The sequence below is a fragment of the Gordonia humi genome (assembly GCF_014197435.1).
In the GTDB taxonomy this organism is placed as follows: domain Bacteria; phylum Actinomycetota; class Actinomycetes; order Mycobacteriales; family Mycobacteriaceae; genus Gordonia; species Gordonia humi.
Genome location: NZ_JACIFP010000001.1, coordinates 2,511,954 through 2,532,030, shown reverse-complemented (window position 1 = coordinate 2,532,030; position 20,077 = coordinate 2,511,954). Strand labels below are relative to the sequence as shown.

At 67.5% G+C, this 20,077-nt stretch carries 22 protein-coding genes; 9 read left to right on the top strand and 13 right to left on the bottom strand.

Annotation, left to right across the window (positions count from 1 at the left end):
- Positions 1-8 precede the first annotated feature (8 nt).
- Positions 9-626: a MarC family protein gene (locus BKA16_RS11535; protein ID WP_183370796.1), complete on the bottom strand. Its 618-nt coding sequence runs from the start codon at positions 624-626 to the stop codon at positions 9-11.
- A gap of 68 nt (positions 627-694) precedes the next feature.
- Between BKA16_RS11535 and BKA16_RS11530 the strand changes: the two genes are divergently transcribed.
- On the top strand, positions 695-1,825 hold the full coding sequence (locus tag BKA16_RS11530) for a magnesium and cobalt transport protein CorA (protein ID WP_183370795.1): 1,131 nt from the start codon (positions 695-697) through the stop codon (positions 1,823-1,825).
- A 16-nt stretch (positions 1,826-1,841) separates the two neighbouring features.
- Here BKA16_RS11530 and BKA16_RS11525 read toward each other — a convergent pair whose 3' ends face one another.
- The 6 genes from BKA16_RS11525 to BKA16_RS11495 form a co-directional block, all read right to left on the bottom strand.
- On the bottom strand, positions 1,842-2,429 hold the full coding sequence (locus BKA16_RS11525) for a suppressor of fused domain protein (protein WP_183370794.1): 588 nt from the start codon (positions 2,427-2,429) through the stop codon (positions 1,842-1,844).
- Between the two features lie 47 nt (positions 2,430-2,476).
- Positions 2,477-3,646, bottom strand: a complete 1,170-nt coding sequence (locus tag BKA16_RS11520) for an ABC transporter ATP-binding protein (protein WP_183370793.1) — start codon at positions 3,644-3,646, stop codon at positions 2,477-2,479.
- Positions 3,647-3,649: 3 nt separating this feature from the next.
- Positions 3,650-4,684: a carbohydrate ABC transporter permease gene (locus BKA16_RS23885; protein ID WP_246371735.1), complete on the bottom strand. Its 1,035-nt coding sequence runs from the start codon at positions 4,682-4,684 to the stop codon at positions 3,650-3,652.
- 7 nt (positions 4,685-4,691) lie between these two features.
- A complete protein-coding gene (locus tag BKA16_RS11505; RefSeq protein ID WP_343067383.1) occupies positions 4,692-5,978 on the bottom strand; it encodes a carbohydrate ABC transporter permease in 1,287 nt (428 codons plus the stop codon).
- Complete coding sequence (locus BKA16_RS11500) at positions 5,975-7,384, bottom strand: extracellular solute-binding protein (RefSeq protein WP_183370792.1); 1,410 nt, start codon at positions 7,382-7,384, stop codon at positions 5,975-5,977. Before BKA16_RS11500 ends, BKA16_RS11505 begins: the two co-directional genes overlap by 4 nt.
- A 188-nt stretch (positions 7,385-7,572) precedes the next feature.
- Positions 7,573-8,052: a YflT domain-containing protein gene (locus tag BKA16_RS11495; RefSeq protein WP_183370791.1), complete on the bottom strand. Its 480-nt coding sequence runs from the start codon at positions 8,050-8,052 to the stop codon at positions 7,573-7,575.
- 63 nt (positions 8,053-8,115) lie between these two features.
- Between BKA16_RS11495 and BKA16_RS11490 the strand changes: the two genes are divergently transcribed.
- From BKA16_RS11490 to BKA16_RS24300, 6 genes are all read left to right on the top strand, one after another.
- A complete protein-coding gene (locus tag BKA16_RS11490) occupies positions 8,116-9,396 on the top strand; it encodes a magnesium transporter MgtE N-terminal domain-containing protein (RefSeq protein ID WP_183370790.1) in 1,281 nt (426 codons plus the stop codon).
- Positions 9,393-9,920 (top strand): DUF1003 domain-containing protein, encoded by a 528-nt coding sequence (locus tag BKA16_RS11485; RefSeq protein ID WP_183370789.1) that lies wholly within the window; start codon positions 9,393-9,395, stop codon positions 9,918-9,920. The genes BKA16_RS11490 and BKA16_RS11485 overlap by 4 nt, the downstream gene beginning before the upstream one ends.
- A 69-nt stretch (positions 9,921-9,989) precedes the next feature.
- Positions 9,990-11,099 carry a lytic transglycosylase domain-containing protein gene (locus BKA16_RS11480; protein ID WP_183370788.1) on the top strand — a complete coding sequence of 370 codons (1,110 nt, stop codon included), beginning with the start codon at positions 9,990-9,992 and terminating at the stop codon, positions 11,097-11,099.
- 68 nt (positions 11,100-11,167) lie between these two features.
- Positions 11,168-12,313, top strand: coding sequence for a P-loop NTPase (locus BKA16_RS11475; RefSeq protein WP_183370787.1), 1,146 nt, complete (start codon positions 11,168-11,170; stop codon positions 12,311-12,313).
- Positions 12,314-12,485: 172 nt separating this feature from the next.
- The gene (locus BKA16_RS11470) at positions 12,486-12,788 is read left to right on the top strand and encodes a hypothetical protein (RefSeq protein ID WP_183370786.1); all 303 of its coding nucleotides are present in this window, start codon (positions 12,486-12,488) and stop codon (positions 12,786-12,788) included.
- Positions 12,789-12,793: 5 nt separating this feature from the next.
- Positions 12,794-13,405, top strand: a complete 612-nt coding sequence (locus BKA16_RS24300) for a DUF3558 family protein (protein WP_382427186.1) — start codon at positions 12,794-12,796, stop codon at positions 13,403-13,405.
- 88 nt (positions 13,406-13,493) lie between these two features.
- On the opposite strand, the gene tatB is transcribed toward BKA16_RS24300, so the two are convergent.
- From tatB to sigE, 4 genes are all read right to left on the bottom strand, one after another.
- Complete coding sequence (gene tatB / locus BKA16_RS11460; RefSeq protein WP_183370784.1) at positions 13,494-13,949, bottom strand: Sec-independent protein translocase protein TatB; 456 nt, start codon at positions 13,947-13,949, stop codon at positions 13,494-13,496.
- Positions 13,950-13,972: 23 nt separating this feature from the next.
- Positions 13,973-15,382, bottom strand: a complete 1,410-nt coding sequence (locus tag BKA16_RS11455) for a trypsin-like peptidase domain-containing protein (RefSeq protein ID WP_183370783.1) — start codon at positions 15,380-15,382, stop codon at positions 13,973-13,975.
- Between the two features lie 3 nt (positions 15,383-15,385).
- Positions 15,386-15,754 (bottom strand): zf-HC2 domain-containing protein, encoded by a 369-nt coding sequence (locus BKA16_RS11450; protein WP_183370782.1) that lies wholly within the window; start codon positions 15,752-15,754, stop codon positions 15,386-15,388.
- Positions 15,755-15,824: 70 nt separating this feature from the next.
- Entirely contained in the window at positions 15,825-16,451 is a 627-nt protein-coding gene (gene sigE, locus BKA16_RS11445) for an RNA polymerase sigma factor SigE (protein ID WP_183370781.1), read from the bottom strand.
- A gap of 215 nt (positions 16,452-16,666) precedes the next feature.
- Between sigE and BKA16_RS11440 the strand changes: the two genes are divergently transcribed.
- Complete coding sequence (locus BKA16_RS11440; protein ID WP_183370780.1) at positions 16,667-17,317, top strand: O-methyltransferase; 651 nt, start codon at positions 16,667-16,669, stop codon at positions 17,315-17,317.
- A gap of 105 nt (positions 17,318-17,422) precedes the next feature.
- Positions 17,423-18,070: an LppP/LprE family lipoprotein gene (locus BKA16_RS11435; protein WP_183370779.1), complete on the top strand. Its 648-nt coding sequence runs from the start codon at positions 17,423-17,425 to the stop codon at positions 18,068-18,070.
- A 12-nt stretch (positions 18,071-18,082) separates the two neighbouring features.
- Here the strand turns inward: BKA16_RS11435 and manB are convergent, their stop codons facing one another.
- Both manB and BKA16_RS11425 read right to left on the bottom strand, forming a co-directional pair.
- A complete protein-coding gene (manB, locus tag BKA16_RS11430) occupies positions 18,083-19,174 on the bottom strand; it encodes a mannose-1-phosphate guanylyltransferase (protein WP_183370778.1) in 1,092 nt (363 codons plus the stop codon).
- Between the two features lie 21 nt (positions 19,175-19,195).
- Entirely contained in the window at positions 19,196-20,068 is an 873-nt protein-coding gene (locus BKA16_RS11425; protein WP_183370777.1) for a glycosyltransferase, read from the bottom strand.
- Between the last annotated feature and the right edge of the window lie 9 nt (positions 20,069-20,077).

Sequence of the window (20,077 nt, the reverse complement as noted above, 5' to 3'; positions counted from 1 at the left end):
CGCCCGCGTCAGGCCGTCGCCGCGAATCCGATGACCGATGTCGCCACGAGCTGGACGGCGATCGCCGCGAGGAGCAGACCGGCGATCTTCGCGAGCAGGGTGATGCCACCCGGCTTCAGGATGCGGATCAGAGTCGTCGAGTAGAGCAGGGCAAGGCACACCACCGCGTGCGCGGTCAGGATCGCCGCACCGATCGCGGTGTACGCGCCGATGTCCCCGTGTCCTTCGCTGACCGCGACGATCACCGCGGCGATCGCGCCCGGTCCGGCCAGCAGCGGCGTTCCCAGCGGCACCAACGCCACGTTCACGTCGTCCGACGACGCCGCGGTCCGCGGCTCCCCCGAACCGGTCAGCAGTTGCAGCGCGACCAGGAGAAGCAGCAGTCCGCCCGCACCCTGCAGGGCCGGGATCCCGATGTGCAGGTAGGCGAGGATCGCCCGGCCGCCGACCGCGAACAGCGAGATCACGAACAACGAGACCAGCGGCGCCTGCCAGGCCGCCTTGCGCCGGAACTCGGGCGGCCGTCGACCGACCAGCGACAGGAAGACCGGGACCTGGCCGGGCGGGTCCATGATGACGATCAGGGTGATCGCCGTGGCGGTGTAGACGGAGAGTTCGAACGGCACCGACCGAGTGTAACGGCACCTGCTCGTCTGCCGGGCCGATCGGCGTCGTCGCCGGTAGACTCCCGGTAATGCCCTCCATTCCACGCATGCTGCAGCCGGGAAACCGCGGACCCGGTCGCGACACGGGTCACACTGTGACGCCCCCGGTCCCGGCGGCGCGCGCGGTCGTCGACTGCGGGGTGTACGTCGACGGGGTCCGGCGGCACGGCTCGCACGACTTCCGGCGGGCGCTCACGCAGGTCCGCGAGTCCGGCGAGGGCTTCGTCTGGCTCGGCCTGCATCACCCCGACGAACACCAGATGAACGACGTCGCCGAAGCATTCGGACTGCATCCCCTCATGGTCGAGGACGCGGTGCACGCGCATCAGCGACCGAAGCTCGAGCTCTACGACGACACGGTGTTCCTCGTGCTGCGGACGATCAGCTACGTCGACCACGACTCGTTGGAGGTCGCCAACGACATCGTCGAGACCGGCGAGATCATGGTGCTCGCCGGCCGCGACTTCGTGATCACCGTCCGGCACGGCGACCACACCCACCTCACCGGTGTGCGCCAGCGGCTCGAGCACATGGCCGACCACCTCAAGCTCGGGCCGTCGGCCGTCGTGCACGCCGTCGCCGACCGGGTGGTCGACAGCTATCTCGCCGTGGTCTCGGACATGGAGTCCGACGTCGACGAGATCGAGGAGCGAGTGTTCTCCACGACGTCGAGCGATGTGGACATCGACGTCGTGTACCTGTTCAAACGAGAGGTCCTGGAGCTGCAGCGCGCCGTGTACCCGCTGGGCATGCCGCTTGCGCGGCTGTCCGGGAACAAGAACACGCTCGACGTGTCGCCGGTCCGATTCGAGAGTCCGACGATGTCGGCGAACGGCAAGGAGATCCGGCGGCACTTCCGCGACGTCGCCGACCACCTGACCACCGCCACCGATCTGATCGCCGAGTACGACGAGCGTCTGACGACCCTGCTGAACGCCGCCGCCACCAAGGTCTCGATCCAGCAGAGCACCGATATGCGCAAGATCTCGTCGTGGGCCGCGATCGCCGCCGTCCCCACCGCGATCGCGGGCATCTACGGTATGAACTTCGACAACATGCCCGAACTGCACTGGACCTACAGCTACCCGGTCCTGCTGCTCATCATGGTCTGCATCTGCTTCACGCTCTGGCGCACGCTGCGACGCAACCACTGGCTGTAGACGCGACCAGCGTCGCTCAGCCGGGCGTGACCGCAGATCTCGTCGGATCCGCCACGTCGACGCCCGCTTCGGCCCATGCCTCCCGGAGCGCGTCGGCGCCCTTCAACCGCACCCACGCCGCCTCGTTGGCCGTGATCGGAACGGCGCGCAGAAAACGCACCGGTTCGGCGGGATCGTCGAGCCCGAGGTCGGGCATCGTGTCGGCCGTCAGCAGGAACGCCGAGCAGATCGCTCCGTTCCACAACGGTTCCTGCAGGTCGACGAGCGAGTCCTCGGCGAGGATCAACCCCTCCACCGCGGGCGCGGCCGCCAGCATGGCCAGCGACTTGTGCAGACCCGGCAGCGGCGACACCGCCCGCATCCGGACCACGGCCTCGGCGCGCGGTCCGCGAACCGGGTCGGGAGCGAAGTCGTTCGGGTCGTGCATCGGATGACGCGCACAACCGACCGTGGCGAACACGAGATCGTCGCCGTCGACGAACCGCAGCACGTCGATCGGCTCCACGCCGAGGAACGTCACCGACGCTCGCTGAGGCTCCGATCCGACGACACCGGACACATGCGCGACCACCCGATCGGTGATCGATCCCGAAGACGAACTCATGGGCTCCAGTGAAACAGGGGCTCGACTCCGCTCGATGTGCGGGGCCGCTACCGCAGGGCCGCACCGCTCGCCGTGTCGAACACGTGCAGCCGCTGCGGGTTCACCGCGAGCGTCAGCGCGCCTCCGCGTCGAGCCTGCGAGTACGGGGTCAGCCGTGCCACCTTCTGACCGCCCGCCGTCGACGACCCGAGGTCTTCGGCGAGCTGATCGAGGACCTGCGTGGCCGACTGCGGACCGTTCAGATTGAAGTACACGTACTTGTCCGAACCCATCGACTCGACGAGATCGACGGAGATGTCGAAGGTCAGGAATCGCTCCAGTTCCGCCGGGTGCGTCAGTGCCGCGTCGACGAGGTGCTCGGGCCTGATACCGAAGAGGACCTCGCCGTTGCTGCCCACGGCCCGTGCACGGCCGGTCACCTGGTCGTAGTCGGGCAGTTCGACGTGACCGAACTGGGTGTCGATCCCGCTGCCGGTGAGGTGTCCCGGAATGAAGTTCATCGACGGCGACCCGATGAACCCGGCGACGAACAGGTTGACCGGGTGGTCGTAGAGCTCCTGCGGCGAGCCGACCTGCTGCACGTGACCCGAGCGCATCACCACGACGCGGTCGCCGAGCGTCATGGCCTCGGTCTGGTCGTGTGTGACGTACACGGTGGTGGTGCCCAGCCGTGCCTGCAGGCTCGCGATCTCGGTGCGCATCTGCACGCGCAGTTTGGCGTCGAGGTTACTGAGCGGCTCGTCCATCAGGAAGGCCTTGGGCGAGCGGACGATCGCACGGCCCATCGCCACGCGCTGGCGCTGGCCGCCCGACAGGTTGGCGGGCCTGCGGTCGAGGTACTCCCCCAGGTCGAGGATGCGCGCGGCCTCGTCGACCTTCTGCGCGATCTCCGCCTTGGGCACCTTGGCCAGGCTGAGCGGGAACGCGATGTTCTCGCGGACGCTCATATGCGGGTAGAGCGCATAACTCTGGAACACCATCGCGATGTCACGGTCTTTCGGCGCGGTCTCGTTGACCCGCTCGCCGCCGATCCGCAGTTCGCCCGAGGTGATGTCCTCGAGTCCGGCGATCATGTTGAGGGTCGTCGACTTTCCGCAGCCGGACGGGCCCACCAGAATGATGAACTCGCCGTCGGCGATCTGCAGGTCGATGCCGTGCACGGCCGTCGAGCCGTCCGGGTACTGCTTGGAGACTTTGTCCAGAACGATGTCGGCCATGGGTTATCCCTTCACGGCGCCGGAGGTGAGACCGGCCACGATACGGCGTTGGAAGAAGAGCACGAAGATGATGATCGGAATGGTGATGACGACGGCCGCGGCGGCGATGGCGCCGGTCGGCTCCTCGAACTGACTGACACCGGTGAAGTTGGCGATCGCGACCGGCGCGGTCTGCGCGCGATCGGTGGACGTCAACGACAACGCGAGCAGCAGGTCGTTCCAGGCGAAGATGAACACTAGGATCGACGCGGTGACCACGCCCGGCGCGGCCAGCGGGACGATGACCCGTCGGAACGCCTGCCCCGGAGTGGCGCCGTCCATCTGCGCCGCCTTCTCCAGTTCCCACGGGATCTCGCGGAAGAACGCCGACAACGTGTAGATGGCCAGCGGCAGCGCGAACGCCACGTACGGCAGGATCAGGCCCGGCCAGGTGTCGAACAGGCCGATGCTGCGCTCGATGTTGAACAGCGGCGTCACCAGTGAGATCTGCGGGAACATCGCGATCAGCAGGGCGGCGCCGACGAGCACCTTCTTACCGGGGAACTCCAGGCGGGCGATCGCGTACGCGGCCATGGTGCCCAGGACGACGGCGATGACCGTGGCGATGAGGCCGATGCCGATCGAGTTGATCAACGGTCGTCCGAATGTGCCGCCGTCGGTGAGCGGAATGATGATGCCCCACACGAAGGCGATGATCAGACCGATCGAGAGGACGACGACGCCGACGGTGGCGACCTGTGTCTTCGAGCGATCGTGGTTCTCGATCGCACTGCGACGCAGCCGCATGAACACGGCGAGGACGACCGCGGCGATGATCATCCCGAGGATCACCCAGAGGAGCGTGGCCAGGACGCCGTCGGCGAACAGTGCACGATAGTTGTCCATCGTCCACGCTTTGGGAATGAAGTTCCCGTCGGTGACGGTGCCGGTCGATTTGAACGACAGGCTGATGATCCACCACAGCGGGATGATCGCGTACAGGACCACCAGGACGTTGACGATCAGCCACCCGGCGCGGCGACGATTGAGAGTATTCATTCTCCCGCTACCTCCCCTCGTCGTCGGAACCGGGTGCCGAGGCCCCGAATCCCTTGATGAACACCACCGCGATCACGGCGACGCACAAGAAGATCAGCACGCTGATCGCCGAGCCGACACCGAGGTTGAACGCTTTGAACAAGTTGTTGTAGCCGAGCATCGACAGTGATCCGGTGTCGTGGTTGCCCGAGGTCAACACGTAGATGTTGTCGAACACGCGGAACGCGTCGAGCGTGCGGAACAGCAGCGCGACGAGAATCGCGGGCTTCATCAGCGGCAGGATCACCTTGAACAGCCTCGTCCAAGCGCCCGCACCGTCCATCTGCGCGGCCTTGAGCAGGTCGTCGGGAACCAGCGCGAGGCCGGCCAGGAGCAGCAGTGCCATGAACGGCGTCGTCTTCCAGACCTCGGCGAGGATGACCACCGACAGCGCCGACATCTGACTCGTCAGCGGAGTGGAACCGTCCGGTAGAAGGTTCACCAGGTAGCCGGTGCCGGGCGTCCACGCGTACTTCCACGAGATGGCCGCGGCGACGGTGACGATGCCGTACGGGATCAGCACCACGGTGCGCACCAGTCCCCTGCCGAACAGTGCGCGGTGCATCACCATCGCGATGGCCATGCCGAGGATGAACTCGATGATCACCGAGATGACGGTGATGTAGACCGTGACCCACAGGGCCGTCCACCAGTAGCCGCTGCCGAGGACCGTGCCGTAGTTGCTGAATCCCACGAAGCTGCCCGAGTCGGGTTCGCGCAGGTTCTGATCGGTCAGCGACAGCCAGAACGAGTAGACGATCGGATACCCGGTCACGAGGAGCATCACGAGAGCCGCGGGGCCGGCCAGGAGGAGGGCCAGACGGCGCTCGGACGCTTTGCGCCCGGTGACCTTCGTCTTCTTCTTCTTCGTCGGTGCGGTCGTAGCGGTGGCCGTCGCGGCGGCCGGGGTCGGCTGGTGGTCGTCGAGGATGTCCGACATCGCCATCGACCCGCCGGCCGGAGCGGGAGCCGGCCGCGGTTCCGGGCGAGGAGCGACGGGCTGCCTCGGCGTCTCGGGCGGTCTCGGCGTCTCCGGCTGCCTCGGCGTCTCCGGCTGTCTCGGCGGGGTCGAGGCCGTGCTCGGTGGCACCCAGACGTCCGAGTGGACGGTCGGGATGGGCCCGGTCTTCTCGACCGGCCGCTCGTCGCCGCGGTCCTCCGGTCTCGCGTGCCGACCGGGCGTGGTGTCCGGCCCCTCGCCGTGCGGAGTCAGTCCGCCCGCGTTGGTCCGCTGATCGTTGTCGTCGTCAGTCACGGGACGATCCCCTCCCCGTCGATGGCGCCCTGCGCGACCTTCTGCAGTTCATCGGCCTTGCGCTCGGGATCCCACTGGCCCACCGGGCTCAACGTCGCGGTGATCGCCGTCGACATGTCCTGGTAGCGCGGGGTGGCCGGGCGCGGTGCCGCGCCCTCGTCGAGCTGGCGACGGATGATCTTGTACATCGGGTAGGCGAGCTGGAAGTCGGCGTCGTCGTACAGCGATGCGATGGTCGGTGGGGTTCCACCGCGCACCGCGTACACCTTCTGCGCCTGCTCGTCGGTCAGGCAGGACGCCGCCTTGAACGCCAGGTCCTGCTGTTTCGACGTCGAGGCGACGGCGACGTTGAAGCCGCCGGGCGTCGACTTGGCGGTCTTGCCGCTGGTGATGCCGGGGTATGCGGCGAAGTCGAACAGTTTGCGCGTGGCGTCGTTGACGGTCGCGACCCGCGGGTCGGTCGGATCGTCGGCGGTCGCGTCGATGACGTCCTTGAAGCCGGTCAGCGCGTCGCCGGTGATCTTGGCGTCGCCCGCGGCGCCGTTCTCCTTGATGCCCGCGAACACGAACGGCCAGTTGATCTCGAAGGCTCCCTTGCCCGCCTCCATATCGGTACGCGCGGTGCCCTCGTCGGAGTTGGAGATCGACGGGTCCGCGCCGGGCGCGGTCGCGACCTGGCGCATCACGGTCAGCGCCTCGATGGTGGCCTTCCGGTGCTCCGGCGTATCGGTCAGGGTGACCTTCGTCGGATCGTTCGGGTCCAGGACCTGGCCACCGGCCGACTGCAGCAGCGAGTTGAACCACACCATGAGGCCCTCGTACTGCTTGGCCTGGAGAAGGATGGCTCCCGGGCCGCCCGCGTCCTTGATGGCGGCGGCGTCGTCGAGCATGCCCTGCCAGGTGGTCGGCGCCTTGGTGGTGTCGAGCTTGTCGTTCATCAGCTCCGGCCGGTACCAGAGCATCTGGGTGTTGGCCCACAGCGGAATCGCGTAGAGGCGTTTCTCGGCGTCGTCGGAGCGCTTCCACTCGACGGTCTCGAGCGGTCCGGCGAGGTTGGTGTCCCTGGTCCTGGTCGCGATGTCGTCCGGGACCGGTACGGCCCAGCCCGCGTCGGCGAACTCCGCGGTCCAGACGACGTCCATGGCCATCAGGTCCAGTCCGGCGTCGTTGCCCGCCAGGCGTCGCGCCAGTTGGAGCCGCTGCATGTCGGCTTCCTTCGGCAGCATGTTGACCTTGATGGAGTACTCACCGTTCGAGTCGGTGGTGCATCGCTGCGCGACCTCGGTGATGAAGTCGAAACCGTCGGCCGCGGCGTACATGTTGATCACGCCCGCGTCGTAGTCGGACCCGCATGCGGTCAGCATCGGCGCCGTGACCGCCGCGGCCGCGACGCACGCGATCGACATCCTTGTTCGCAGTCGACGTCGACGCGGCGGCGATGCACCGTTCCCGTCGGCCGCGGATCGTGTTGGTCGCATTCCGCCATGCCCTCCTACCCTGAGAATCAGCTATGAAAGCTGATGTGCGAGTTAGGGTATCGCACCGGGCAGTGACACATCGCACAACAGGTGTGAACGTGTCGCGTCGAGGGCGATCAGAGAGCGAGCTTGGCGAGCATGTCCCGGGCCTGCTCGGCCGTCTTCGGATCGCACAGGACGTCGTACCGTCCGGCCACCAGCTGCATCGACGAGGTGAAGTCGCGCTGACCGCGACTCGCCGCGTACGGGATGGCCGCGGAGATCAGGCCGAACACCATGCCCGCGACGATGCCGTACACCACGGGCACCCAGATGTTGTCGCTGGAGAAGAAGCTGATCAGGATGCCCAGGAACAGACCCAGCCAGGCGCCGGAGACGAGTCCGCCGCCGATCACCTTGCCCCAGGTGAGTCGACCGAGCACACGCTCGACCTGCATCAGGTCGACTCCGACGATCGTCAGGTGCTCGACGTGGAACTGGTTGTCGGACAGGTAGTCGACGGCTCGCTGGGCCTGCTCGTAGGTGTCGTAGGAGCCGACCGGCCAGCCCTTCGGCGGAGTCGGCAGACCGGGTGTCTGGCGCATCGGATTTGTCATCGGTATCACTCCTGTCCCGGACGTCTCCGGCGATCGCTTCCGTGTACTTCTAGTCTTGTAGGCATGACGCCCGCCCAAAAGGTCTACGTGGCCAGACTAGTCGGCCTCGCTGTCCTCGGACCGGACGGTGAATCGATCGGCCGTGTCCGCGACGTCGTCATCTCGATGCATCTGCCCGGCCAGCAGCCGAGGGCGCTCGGGCTGGCCGTCGAGTTGACGACGCGCCGCCGCATCTTCGTGCCGATGCTCCGTGTGACGAGCATCGAGCCGGATGCGGTCACGCTCACCACCGGCCATGTGAATCTCCGCAAGCTCAGCGTGCGCCCGAACGAGGCCCTCGCCGTCGGCCAGGTCCTCGACAGCATGGTGCGCACAGACGACCCCGACTACCCCGAGCTGCACGAGGTCGACCTGACCGTCGTCGACATCGCGATCGAACGCAACCGCAATCGCGACTGGATGGTCAGCCGTGTCGCGGTCCGCGCGACCCGCAAGGGGCTGCGCCGACGCGGCGACACGCTGATCATCGAGTGGCGGCATGTGGTCGGCATGAGCCGCCTCGAACTGGCCCGCGTCGGTCAGGGCGTCGAACGCGCCCTCGCGCAGTTCGAGAAGATGCGTCCCGCCGACGTCGCCAACGCGTTGCGCGAGCTGCCGAACAAGCGCCGCAACGAGATCGCCGCCGCGCTCGACAACGAGCGTCTGGCCGACATCCTGCAAGAGATGCCGACCGACGATCAGAGCGAGGTGCTCGCGAGCCTGAAACCCGAACGCGCGGGCGACGTCCTCGAGGCGATGGACCCGGACGACGTGGCCGACCTCGTCGCCGAACTGCCGGCCTCCGAGGCCGAGGCGCTGCTGTCGCGCATGGACCCCGAGGAGTCGGAGTCGGTGCGCCGCCTGCTGCTGCACTCGCCCGACACCGCCGGCGGTGTCATGACGCCCGAACCGCTCATCCTGACCGCCAACGCGACGGTCTCCGAGGCGCTGGCACGCATCCGTGACCCCGACATCAACTCGGCGGCGGCCAGCATGGTGTTCGTCGTGCGTCCGCCGACAAACACTCCGACCGGCAAGTTCCTGGGCGCCGTGCACATCCAGCGACTGCTCCGGGAACCGCCCGCCGACCTGGTCGGCGGCATCCTCGACGCCGAGATGCCGCGTCTGCATCCGGAGGACTCACTGGAGACGATGACGCGATTCTTCGCCACCTACAACCTGGTGTGCGCACCCGTCGTCGACGACGCCGCGCATCTTCTCGGCGCCGTCGCCGTCGACGACCTCCTCGATGCACTGCTCCCCCGTGACTGGCGCGAGAACGACGACGAAGGGCAGACCCGATGAGCCCGCGCCATCTCGACACTCCCGCCGACCGCGTCCGCCGATTCCAGTTCAACCTCGACTCCGACGTGGTCGGTGTGTACAGCGAGCGGGTCGCCCGCTTCCTCGGCACCGGCCGCTACCTGGCGATTCAGACGATCATCGTCGTCGTCTGGATCATCCTCAACATCGGCGTCTTCGCATTCGAATGGGATCCGTATCCGTTCATCCTGTTGAATCTGGCGTTCTCGACACAGGCCGCGTACGCCGCGCCGTTGATTCTGCTCGCGCAGAACAGGCAGGAGAACCGAGACCGCATCTCCCTCGACGAGGACCGTCGTCGAGCAGCGCAGACCAAGGACGACACCGAGTTCCTGGCCCGGGAGCTCGCCGCGGTCCGCCTCGCCGTCGGCGACACCGTGACCCGCGACTACATGCGCCGCGAGTTGGAGGACGCCGTCGAAGAGATCGCGGAACGCGTGGCGGCGAAGCTCCGCGAGACGCCGCCCTCGGATGGTTCGGACGAATCCGATATGAAACAGAAGTGATCGGGCTGTATGCTTGCTCACAGTCGCGGGAGGGACCGCGCGAATGACTCTCGACTGGAGTTCGCGAACATGGGGATGAGTTTTCGGCACAGCCCGCGCAGGGCACACGTGCCTCGACGCGGCCTGGCCGTGGGGGTCGGCACCGTGGCCGTCGGTGCCGTGATGCTCGGTGGAGCGACGGCCGGCGGGAGTTCCATTCCCACCGCTCACGGCCCGGCGCACCTCGGGCCGTCGATCCTCACCGCTGACGATTCGGAGATGGTCGCGGTCGACGATGTGACCCAGGTGGTTCCGGGCGCCGCGGGCCAGCTCACCGGATTCGCACCGCCCACCGATCCCGAGGACGAGTCGAAGAACGCCGCCGCCCAGTTCCGCATCGCCGCGAACCTTCCCGACGGCCCGCTCGGCATCCCGGGAATCGTGCTGAAGGCGTACAAGCTCGCTGCCACGCGCGTCGCGGCCGAGTCTCCGCAGTGCAAGCTTCCCTGGTATCTGCTCGCCGGAATCGGTCGCATCGAGTCCGGGCACGCGGGCAACGGCAACGTCGACAGCTTCGGCGACTCGATCACCAAGGTCCGGGGCCCCGTGCTCAACGGAACCCTCGCGGGCAACGAGACGATCACCGACACCGACGGCGGCAAGCTCGACGGCGACAAGACCCACGACCGAGCCATGGGCCCGATGCAGTTCATCCCGAGCACGTGGGCCGCGTGGGGATCGGACGCGAACGGCGACGGCAAGGCCGATCCGGACAACATCTTCGACGCCACCTACTCGGCAGGGCGCTACCTGTGCGCGGGCATGACCGACATCATGTCGGCGTCGAACAAGGTCGCCGCGGTAATGCGTTACAACCATTCGCTCGCGTATGCGAACAACGTCCTCGGCTGGGCCGCAGCGTACGCGGCAGGCGTCATGCCGACCACTCCGATCCCGGAGATGACGACCCCGCCGAAGGACGACGACGCGAAGAAGAAGGACGACGACAAGAAGAAGCCGTCGAAGACCGGCGACAAGAAGGACGACAAGTCCAGCGACAAGTCGACCGCACCGAAGTCGTCGACGCCGCGCTCGACTCCTCCGAAGTCGACGCCGAAGCCCACCCCGAAGCCGCAGTGCCTCGGACCGATCTGCCTGCCGCCGCCTCCGGTGCTTCCAGCGCCCGCACCGAACAAGTAGTCCGGACGCCGTCTCGGCGCGGGTGAGGCGGGCAGTGGACGATTCGCCCCAGGGCCTAGACTGGGGTCGTGACTACCGCCGGAACCCCTACCGAATCCGCTGTCCGCTCGGCGCTCAGCAAGGTCTCCGACCCGGAGATCGGCAAACCGATCACCGATCTTGGCATGGTGAAGTCGGTGGCCATCGGCGACGACGGCAGCGTCGACGTCGGCGTGTATCTGACGACGTCGGGATGTCCGCTTCGCACCGAGATCTCCGACCGCGTGTCGACCGCTGTATCGGACGTCCCCGGCGTCGGCGCGGTGCGTGTCGAGCTCGACGTGATGAACGACGAGCAGCGCACCGAACTCCGTAAGAAGCTGCGCGGCGATCGTGCCGAACCGGAGATCCCGTTCTCCAAGCCCGGCAATCTGACCCGCGTGTACGCGATCGCGTCCGGCAAGGGCGGTGTCGGCAAGTCGAGCGTCACCGTGAATCTGGCGACGGCCCTCGCCGATCGGGGCCTGTCCGTCGGTGTCCTCGACGCCGACATCTACGGCCACAGCGTGCCCCGCATGCTCGGCTCCGACGCCAAGCCGACCCAGGTCGAGTCGATGATCATGCCGCCGCAGAGCCACGGCGTGCGCTTCATCTCCATCGGTCAGTTCACCGACGGGAACACCCCGGTCACCTGGCGCGGCCCGATGCTTCACCGCGCCCTGCAGCAGTTCCTGGCCGACGTCTACTGGGGCGACCTGGACGTCCTCCTCCTCGATCTTCCGCCGGGCACCGGCGATGTCGCGATCTCCATCGCCCAACTGATTCCGGGTGCCGAGATCCTCGTGGTGACCACGCCGCAGCAGGCAGCCGCCGAGGTCGCGGAGCGCGCGGGCGCCATCGCCTTGCAGACCCGCCAGAAGATCCTCGGCGTCGTCGAGAACATGTCGTGGATGGAACTCCCCGACGGTTCCCGCATGGAGCCGTTCGGCTCCGGCGGCGGCGAGCTCGTCGCCGAGCGCCTGACCCGCGCCGTGGGAGCCCCCGTCGAACTCCTCGGCCAGATCCCGCTCGAACAACAGCTCCGCGAAGGCGGTGACGTCGGGACCCCGGTGGTCCTGTCCCAGCCGGACTCCGCCTCCGGATCGGCCTTGCGCGCCGTCGCCGAGAAGCTCGCCGTCCGACGCCGCGGCCTCGCCGGCATGAACCTCGGCATCGACACCACCCGCCACGACTGACCGGCGACTCTCCGACCCCTGTCTGCTCCCGCCCTCCCCTCTCGGAGGTCGGGAGCAGACTGCTTTCACGAACTACGAGCGAATTGGACCGATTCGGCGTGTCATGGAACCGAACAGCGCTACCGTGCGTCTAACCCCATAGGAGCCACAACCGCCTACCCGGGAGCCCGCCATGTCCGACGACGTCATCTCCACCGAAGAGCTGTGGCTGGAGCGAGCGAGAGTGGCGCGGGAAGTCGGAGTGGAGTTGGGAGAGTTGGCACGGTCGCTGAATACAGTCGTAGGCACGAACTATTTCGGTGTGGGTTGCGAGGAAGGTGAGGACATCTTCGCAAAGCTCACCTCACTGCTCCGAACGGGTTCCGCAGATCTCAAGAACCTATCGAGCGCCGCGCATGTCGTCGCGGTGTCAGCTATCAACACCGGGCAATCGATAACCTCAACCGATACCGCCGCAGCGGCGGTCCTTGAGTGATCCCAATGATCAGACTCAGCCGTATGTCTGTATTGGCGATCTCCGTACTCGCGGTCGGATGCTCAAGTGAAGCCTTGCCAAGGACATCTGAGACGTCCTCCGACACAGTTCGCCAAACCGATAGCAGCGGCGTCCAACTTCCGTTTACAACAACTCACGACCGCAGGTGGAATCCCGCAAATGCAGGTACTTCTTACGAACCCTGCACGGCGATGCACTCAGAGAGACTAGGTGTTCTCGGCTGGGCACCAGAGTCCGTTCACGACGCGGCCGGCACGAACGGACAGACGCTCCGAGGATGTGTCTGGACCTCGTCGGACGTGGGTTCCTGGGTCGTCGACCAGGTCGTCGGGAACTCTCCAAGTCTGGATGCCGCGAAGAAGCGGTTACCGAACGACGGATTCACTGAATGGCTTGAGGACCAACGACTTCGCGCGCGATCCGTCGGCGTGCTGGTGTATCGCGACGGCACCCGATGCGAAACCTACGTCCAATCTCGACAGGCCGGGGTGCGGACGTCCGTCACCTACACCGGCACCGCGACTCCACCGATCGCCCAGGTGTGTGACCGCGCTCTGGCGTTTACGCGAGCGACGATCGACAAGATGCCGCCGTAGAAACCCCTAACCACCGCATTCGCTTCGCTCGGAGACATTCGCGGCAGTCGGGAATGCCGCGAATGTGGCCAGATGCCGCGGATACGGTTTAGGTGGCGTCCCAGTCGGTGAAGTCGTGGGAGCGTTTGGAGAGGTTCGGCTTGGCGGGCTCGGGAGCGGGGAGTTCGGGGGCTTTCGGCTCCGGCCGGGCAGGCTTCGACGGCGTAGCGGTGCCGTCGATGTCGAAGGAGTCGCGGAAGGAGCGGCCCAGTTCCTCCACCGAGTCCAGCGACGACGAGTCGCCGCCGAAAAGGTGCTTGGTGACGGCGCTCCGCGGATTCATCTGGCGCAGTTCGTTGATCTGCTGAATAGGCTCGCGGAACTGCTCGAAGTCGACGCCCATCTCATCGCGCAGCTGACCGGACGCGCCGGTCGCGTAGTCGCGGACCTTGCGGATCGACTGCATCGTCCAGGTGACGGCGCCGGGCAGACGTTCCGGCCCCAGAATGATGAGGCCCGCGGCGAGCAGCACCACGATCTCGCCCCAACCGATACTGCTGAACATCGTCGTACCCGCTCGATCCGTGTCTAATCGCTGACCGGAGTGATCGAACCGTCGAAGGTCCGGCCCTCACGCCAGTAGGTGAACTTCACTGCCTCATCGATCTTCGACGTCCGAACGGCAACCGTCAACTCGTCCGCGCCCTCAATGTCGCGACCGTTGAACTTCGTGATCACATCGCCTTCACGCAGCCCGGCACGCGCGGCGGCACTGCCGTCGGCCACATCGCGGACCTGGGCGCCGAACACCCTGTCGTTGCGCACCGTGGCCGTCGTGAGACCGATCGTGGGATGAGTCATCTTCCCGCCGGAGATCAAGCGCTCGAAAACCGGTCGGGCCTCGTTGATCGGAATCGCGAAACCGAGTCCGACCGAACCGCCGGTCGCCGACTGGATCGCCGTGTTGACGCCGATGACGCGGGCCTGCGAATCGACGAGCGGGCCGCCCGAGTTGCCGGGGTTGATCGCGGCGTCCGTCTGAATGGCGTTGATCACCGCGTCGGTGTCCGACGTCGCGTCCGGCCGGAGCGGGACCGGACGGTCCACGGCGCTCACGATGCCCGTCGTCACCGTCTTCGACAGTCCCAGCGGGGCACCGAACGCCACCACGTCCTCGCCGATCTCGACCTTCGACGAGTCGCCGAGCTTGGAGACCGTCAGGTTCTGCACGTCGTCGACCTTGATCACCGCGAGGTCGGTCTTCGGGTCGCGTCCCACGAGGCGGGCAGGAACCCGGGTGCGGTCGGCGAACACGACCTCCGTCTTCGCGGACCGATCATTCGCGGCCATCGACACGACGTGATTGTTCGTCGCGATATAGCCCGACTTGTCGATCACGAACCCCGAACCGGTCTCGCCGCCGCCCGCCGTGCGGACCTCGATCGTGACGACGGCCTGCTCCATCGCGTCCGCGACCTTCGTGACCCGGGTCCCGTCACCGTCGTCACCGGAGTCGTCGACGTTCAACTTCACCGAGTTCGAGTTCAGCGGCGTGGCGACCTCGGCCGTCCACCGGCCGATCAGCCCGCCCGCCACCCCGACGAGGATCGCGACGATCGCCAGCGACATCAGCGCCCACCAGTGCACGCGACGTCCCGTCAACAGATCGCGGACACCGAGTTTGGGCCCCGGATCCACCGGCGTCGGCGCCGACTGCTCGGTCAGCGCGGGACCGGCCAGGGCCACACCGGACTCCGGGTCGCGCCACGGATCGGCGGGTTCGACGACGGTCTCGTCCGGTTTCTGTGCCAGCGGATCGCGCTGCAGGGTCTCGGACACTCCCTCGGGCTTGCCGAACGCCTCGGCCAGCACCGGATCGGGAGCGGCGACAGTGGGCGCGGGTCGGCCCGGCGACGGGGCGCCCGCGAAGGAGCCGGTGACGCCGTCGGGGCGGCCGAAGACGGCCTCGTCCTGCGAGTCGGGGGTCGGGTCAGTCACGAGTCAGCGGCCCCGGCGATTCGACCGGCCGGCGGCACGACGCATGTCGATCTCCCGCGTGGGTATCTGGCTGAGCTGCCCGAGCAGCGACGGCGGTGCGCTCATGTCGTCGCCCGCACGCAGCAGCGATCGCGCACGCGCCTGGCTGGCGACCTCGTCCACGCAGTGTGGGCATGCGGCCAGATGCGCGTCGGCGCGGTGCGCCGCGGTCGGCGACAGTTCGCTGTCGACATAGGCGACGACGGCCTCGATCGACAAGTGTTCGGTGGCGGCGAACTCCTGGCGGGGCCGGTGCTCCGGGTTCGGGACGATAGAGCCGGATGCGGGCGCCCACAGGCGACCGGACGAACGACGTACGTGCCCCAGACCCACAGGCGGCGCCCCTTCCACTCGACGGCCGCTGCGCGGCCCACCGTGATCTCGTCGGGCCCAGCTTACGCGATCAGACCTCACTGGCGACGGCGACCGAACGACTGTCGGTGTGCCCCCGTGCGGCGAGGAACTCGCGGATGCCCTGTCGGCCGCGGTGAATGCGGCTGCGAACGGTGCCCATCTTGACGCCGAGCGTCGCGCCGACCTCCTCGTACGAGAGTCCCTCGATGTCGCACAGGACGATCGCGGCGCGGAACTCGGGAGCGAGCGAGTCGAGAGCGTCCTGCAGGTCCTTGCCCAGGTTCGCATCGGCGTACGCCTGCTGCGGGTCGGGCGTGTCGGTCGGGATCTTCTCGTACGTCGGCTCCAACGCCTCCATGCGGATCTTGGCGCGACGACGAACCATGTCCAGGAACAGGTTGGTGGTGATGCGGTGCAGCCAGCCCTCGAACGTGCCGGGCTTGTAGTTGGTCAGCGACCGGAACACCCGAATGAAGGTCTCCTGGGTGAGGTCCTCGGCGTCGTGCTGGTTTCCGGCGAGGCGGAATGCGAGACGGTACACGCGGTCCGCGTGCTCGGCGACGAGTTCGTCCCATGACGGCATCAGGTTCTTGTCGCCGGTGGCATCGAAACCCGCCGTCCCGCGGAACGAATCACGGGCGGTCGGTTCGACATCGGTCGTGGTGTGCAGACTCATCGGTAGCGCGCCAGTTCCTTCCTTCGCAGAATCGCCGACAGAACGAATCGTCTGTGCATGTGCAACGTCTGCGGTGCGATCGAAATTCCAAGCCATCGACTTGAACCATTCCTCATCCGAATGTGGCACACCCCAGAGCGCCCTGTGTGTTTCCTGAGGATGCGAATCGCCACTGGTTGATACCTGGTCAGCACCGTTGTGGCACCCTCGTTCACATGACTGACGAGACGCCCGCGCAGACCACCGACCGGCTCAACGCGTACGCCGAGGCCGCGATCATCGAGGACGACGCGATGACCGGGGCCCGTCTGCGCGGCGAGGAGTTGGGTGCTCGCGCCGTCAGCCCCGCCACCGGAGCGCTCCTGTCACTGCTGGCGCGCACCGCGAACGCCGAACACGTCGTGGAGATCGGGACCGGGGTCGGTGTCAGCAGTCTGTGGCTGTTGGCCGGTATGCCGTCCACCGGCATTCTGACCACCATCGATCCGGAGGCCGAGCACCACCGCGCCGCACGCGAGACCTTCGCCGACGCCGAGATAGCGCCCGGCCGCACCCGACTCATCAACGGCGCCCCCACCGACGTGCTGACTCGTCTCGCCGACGAATCGTACGATCTGGTCTTCGTGGACGGTCCCCCGCTGTCGTATCCGACGTTCGTCGCCGAGTCGGTCCGAATCCTGCGGCCCGGCGGGCTGCTCGTGGTCAACAACGCATCGGCCGACGGCACCATCGACGACCGCGACGCCGCCGATCCGCGCACTCTCGCCGCACGCGAGGCGGCGACCATCGTCGCCGAGGACGACCGTTTCCTACCCGCCATCGTTCCGGTCGGCACCGGCCTCCTCGCCGCCGCGAAGGCCCGCTGACAGCCGGTCGCGTCAGTCGTTCGACCGACACGCGCTTAACGCCTCTCTCGTCGCAACCGACGGACCCGGTGACGAACGATCAGACGAACGATCAAGGGAGGCACCATGAACAAGTCCATCGCAGCCGCCGTGTCGGCGGCCGCCGTCGTCGTGGGCGTCGCCGGATGTCACACCGCCGATGACGCCTCGGCACAGACCACGCCCGCCACCACGACGCAGACCCTGACCCAGACGCAGACCCAGACATCGACGGTCGTATCCGACGCGCCGGATACGACCAGCCCCGCGGCGGACCCGGTCACTCCGGCCACCGCGGGCGACGGCCGGTGCCTCGATCCGAACTCCCCCGTCGTCACCGAGGCCCTCGCCGGCATCGGCACGTTCTACGGACGCGGCATCGTCGCCGACAAGCACACCGACGCGCCCGTCGGCTCGTGCCCGGACCTGATGTGGGTCGACGCCGTCCTCGACCAGGGCACCGGAAGCTCACCGACGCGCGTCCTCTTCTTCGACGCGAACGGATTCGTCCGCTACGACACCGAGCATGAGACGGCGTTCTCCCAGGTCACAGCCTGGTCGAACTCGTCGGTGTCGGTCACCTACCGGTGGCTCGGCCCCGGCGACGCGACGGCGAATCCGACCGGCGGGCCCGTCGTGGTGAACTACCGGCTGGCCGGCGACGAGGTCGTCGCCGATCGTGACGTCCCCGCCCAGGCGTGGGGAGAGGACGTCCAGGGCACCCCGTCGCGCTGACGGTCGGCCCGTTCACACATCCGTGGAGAACCGGACGCCGCCGTCGGGGATCTGGATCTCCGGCCACACGCGTGCGCCGCGCAGCAGCTCGCAACGGGCGCCGATGGACGCGCGGTCGCCGATCACGGTGTCGCGTACCAGCGCACCCGCACCGACCCGGGCGCCGAAGCCGACGATGCTGCGCTCCACCACGGCACCGGCCTCGACCATCGCCCCGTCGAAGACGACGGCGCCGTCGAGCCGGGCGCCGCTGCCGACTGTCGCGCCCCGCCCTACGACGGTGCCGCCGATCAGGACCGCGTTCGCGGCGACGTCGGCGTCGTCGAGCACGAGTGCCTCGCCGCACCGCTGCGCGATGATCGGCGACGGCGCGATTCCGCGGACCAGATCGGCGCTGCCTCGCACGAAGTCCTCGGGCGTGCCCATGTCCCGCCAATAGGCGTTGTCGACGTGCGCGTGGATGTGACGTCCCTGTGCCAGGAGCGACGGGAACACCTCGCGCTCCACCGACACCGGTCGACCGACCGGGATCTCCCCGATCACGCGGCGATCGAACACGTACGTTCCGGCGTTGATCTGATTGGTCGGCGGATCCTGGGTCTTCTCCAGGAACGCGGTGACCCGACCCGAGGCGTCGGTCGGCACGCAGCCGAACGCCCGCGGATCGCTGACCTTCACCAGGTGCAGGGTCACTTCGGCACCCGACTCGGAGTGTGTGGTGACCACGTCGCGGATGTCGGTGCCGCCCAGTACATCGCCGTTGAACACCAGAATCGTGTCCGCGGTCAGCGAGTCGTACACGTTCCGGATGCCGCCGCCGGTGCCCAGCGGCTGGTCCTCGGTCACATAGGTCAGGTTCAGCCCGAGCGACGACCCGTCGCCGTAGTACTCCTCGAAGACCTCGGCCTTGAACGACGTGCCGAGCACCACGTCGGTGATCCCCGCCTCCCGGATCCGCGCGAGCAGATGCGTGAGGAACGGCTGCCCCGCGGTGGGGAGCATCGGCTTGGGCGCGGACAGCGTCAGCGGACGCAACCGGGTGCCCTTGCCACCGACGAGGACCAGTGCCTGAACAGACGGTGCCACAGATTTTCCTTTCGACATGGACGTTCGAATGCGTGGCCGTCAGCCCGCGCGACGCTGTTCGCGCAGGGCCGCGGCGACGGCGATCTTCGAGCGGACGGCCAGACCGGCACGCAGGGCCAGCCGCAGCGGAGCACGCAGCGGCCCCGGGTTCCGATCGGCGTTGAACCGGTAGGCGCTCGCGTGGTGCGCTGGGATCATCTTCTCCGGATGCCTGCTGACCGAGTGGCTCTTGGCGTGCAGCACCCGCGCACCCGGCACGTAGACGTTGAGCCACCCCGCACGACCGAAGCGATCGCCGAGGTCGACGTCCTCCATGAACATGAAGTAGCGCGAGTCGAAGCCGTCGACGCTGTCGAATGCGCTGCGGCGTACCAGCAGACACGATCCCGACAGCCATCCGACGGGGCGTTCGACCCCCGCCGGATCGTCGTCGCGATACGCCTGTGTCCACGGGTTGTTCGGCCAGACCGCGCCGAGCACCGCGTGCCCGGTCCCCGAGATCAGGTTCGGCACGGCGCGGGCGGAGGGATACACCGAGCCGTCGAGTTCGGTGACGAGCGGACCGAGGCTGGCCGCGCGCGGCCACCGCTGCGCTGCGGCGAGGAGCTCGTCCAGGGAGCCCGGCGACCACTCGACGTCCGGATTGGCGATCACCACGAACTCGATGTCCGGATCGAGTTCGGCGACGCCGCGGTTCATGGCGGCGCCGTATCCGATGTTTCCGCCGGTGTGCACCAGCGTCACGTTGTCGTACTCGGCCGCGGCCTTCTCCGGTGCGCCGTCGTCCGAGCCGTTGTCGGCGATGACGACCGGCGGCGTGTGGACCGACGCGTCGCCGAGCGTGCGGAGGAAGTTGTGCAGGTAGTCACCGGACGAGTACGTCACGGTGACCACCCCGAAAGGAGCAGTCACCGCGACAGA

Bases quoted from the DNA above. Each gene is read 5' to 3' on its own strand.
- BKA16_RS11530 (WP_183370795.1), top strand. From the start codon at position 695: ATGCCCTCCATTCCACGCATGCTGCAGCCGGGAAACCGCGGACCCGGT.
- BKA16_RS11525 (WP_183370794.1), bottom strand. From the start codon at position 2,429: ATGAGTTCGTCTTCGGGATCGATCACCGATCGGGTGGTCGCGCATGTG.
- BKA16_RS11520 (WP_183370793.1), bottom strand. From the start codon at position 3,646: ATGGCCGACATCGTTCTGGACAAAGTCTCCAAGCAGTACCCGGACGGC.
- BKA16_RS23885 (WP_246371735.1), bottom strand. From the start codon at position 4,684: ATGAATACTCTCAATCGTCGCCGCGCCGGGTGGCTGATCGTCAACGTC.
- BKA16_RS11500 (WP_183370792.1), bottom strand. From the start codon at position 7,384: ATGTCGATCGCGTGCGTCGCGGCCGCGGCGGTCACGGCGCCGATGCTG.
- BKA16_RS11495 (WP_183370791.1), bottom strand. From the start codon at position 8,052: ATGACAAATCCGATGCGCCAGACACCCGGTCTGCCGACTCCGCCGAAG.
- BKA16_RS11490 (WP_183370790.1), top strand. From the start codon at position 8,116: ATGACGCCCGCCCAAAAGGTCTACGTGGCCAGACTAGTCGGCCTCGCT.
- BKA16_RS11485 (WP_183370789.1), top strand. From the start codon at position 9,393: ATGAGCCCGCGCCATCTCGACACTCCCGCCGACCGCGTCCGCCGATTC.
- BKA16_RS11480 (WP_183370788.1), top strand. From the start codon at position 9,990: ATGGGGATGAGTTTTCGGCACAGCCCGCGCAGGGCACACGTGCCTCGA.
- BKA16_RS11470 (WP_183370786.1), top strand. From the start codon at position 12,486: ATGTCCGACGACGTCATCTCCACCGAAGAGCTGTGGCTGGAGCGAGCG.
- BKA16_RS24300 (WP_382427186.1), top strand. From the start codon at position 12,794: ATGATCAGACTCAGCCGTATGTCTGTATTGGCGATCTCCGTACTCGCG.
- tatB (WP_183370784.1), bottom strand. From the start codon at position 13,949: ATGTTCAGCAGTATCGGTTGGGGCGAGATCGTGGTGCTGCTCGCCGCG.
- sigE (WP_183370781.1), bottom strand. From the start codon at position 16,451: ATGAGTCTGCACACCACGACCGATGTCGAACCGACCGCCCGTGATTCG.
- BKA16_RS11440 (WP_183370780.1), top strand. From the start codon at position 16,667: ATGACTGACGAGACGCCCGCGCAGACCACCGACCGGCTCAACGCGTAC.
- BKA16_RS11435 (WP_183370779.1), top strand. From the start codon at position 17,423: ATGAACAAGTCCATCGCAGCCGCCGTGTCGGCGGCCGCCGTCGTCGTG.
- manB (WP_183370778.1), bottom strand. From the start codon at position 19,174: ATGTCGAAAGGAAAATCTGTGGCACCGTCTGTTCAGGCACTGGTCCTC.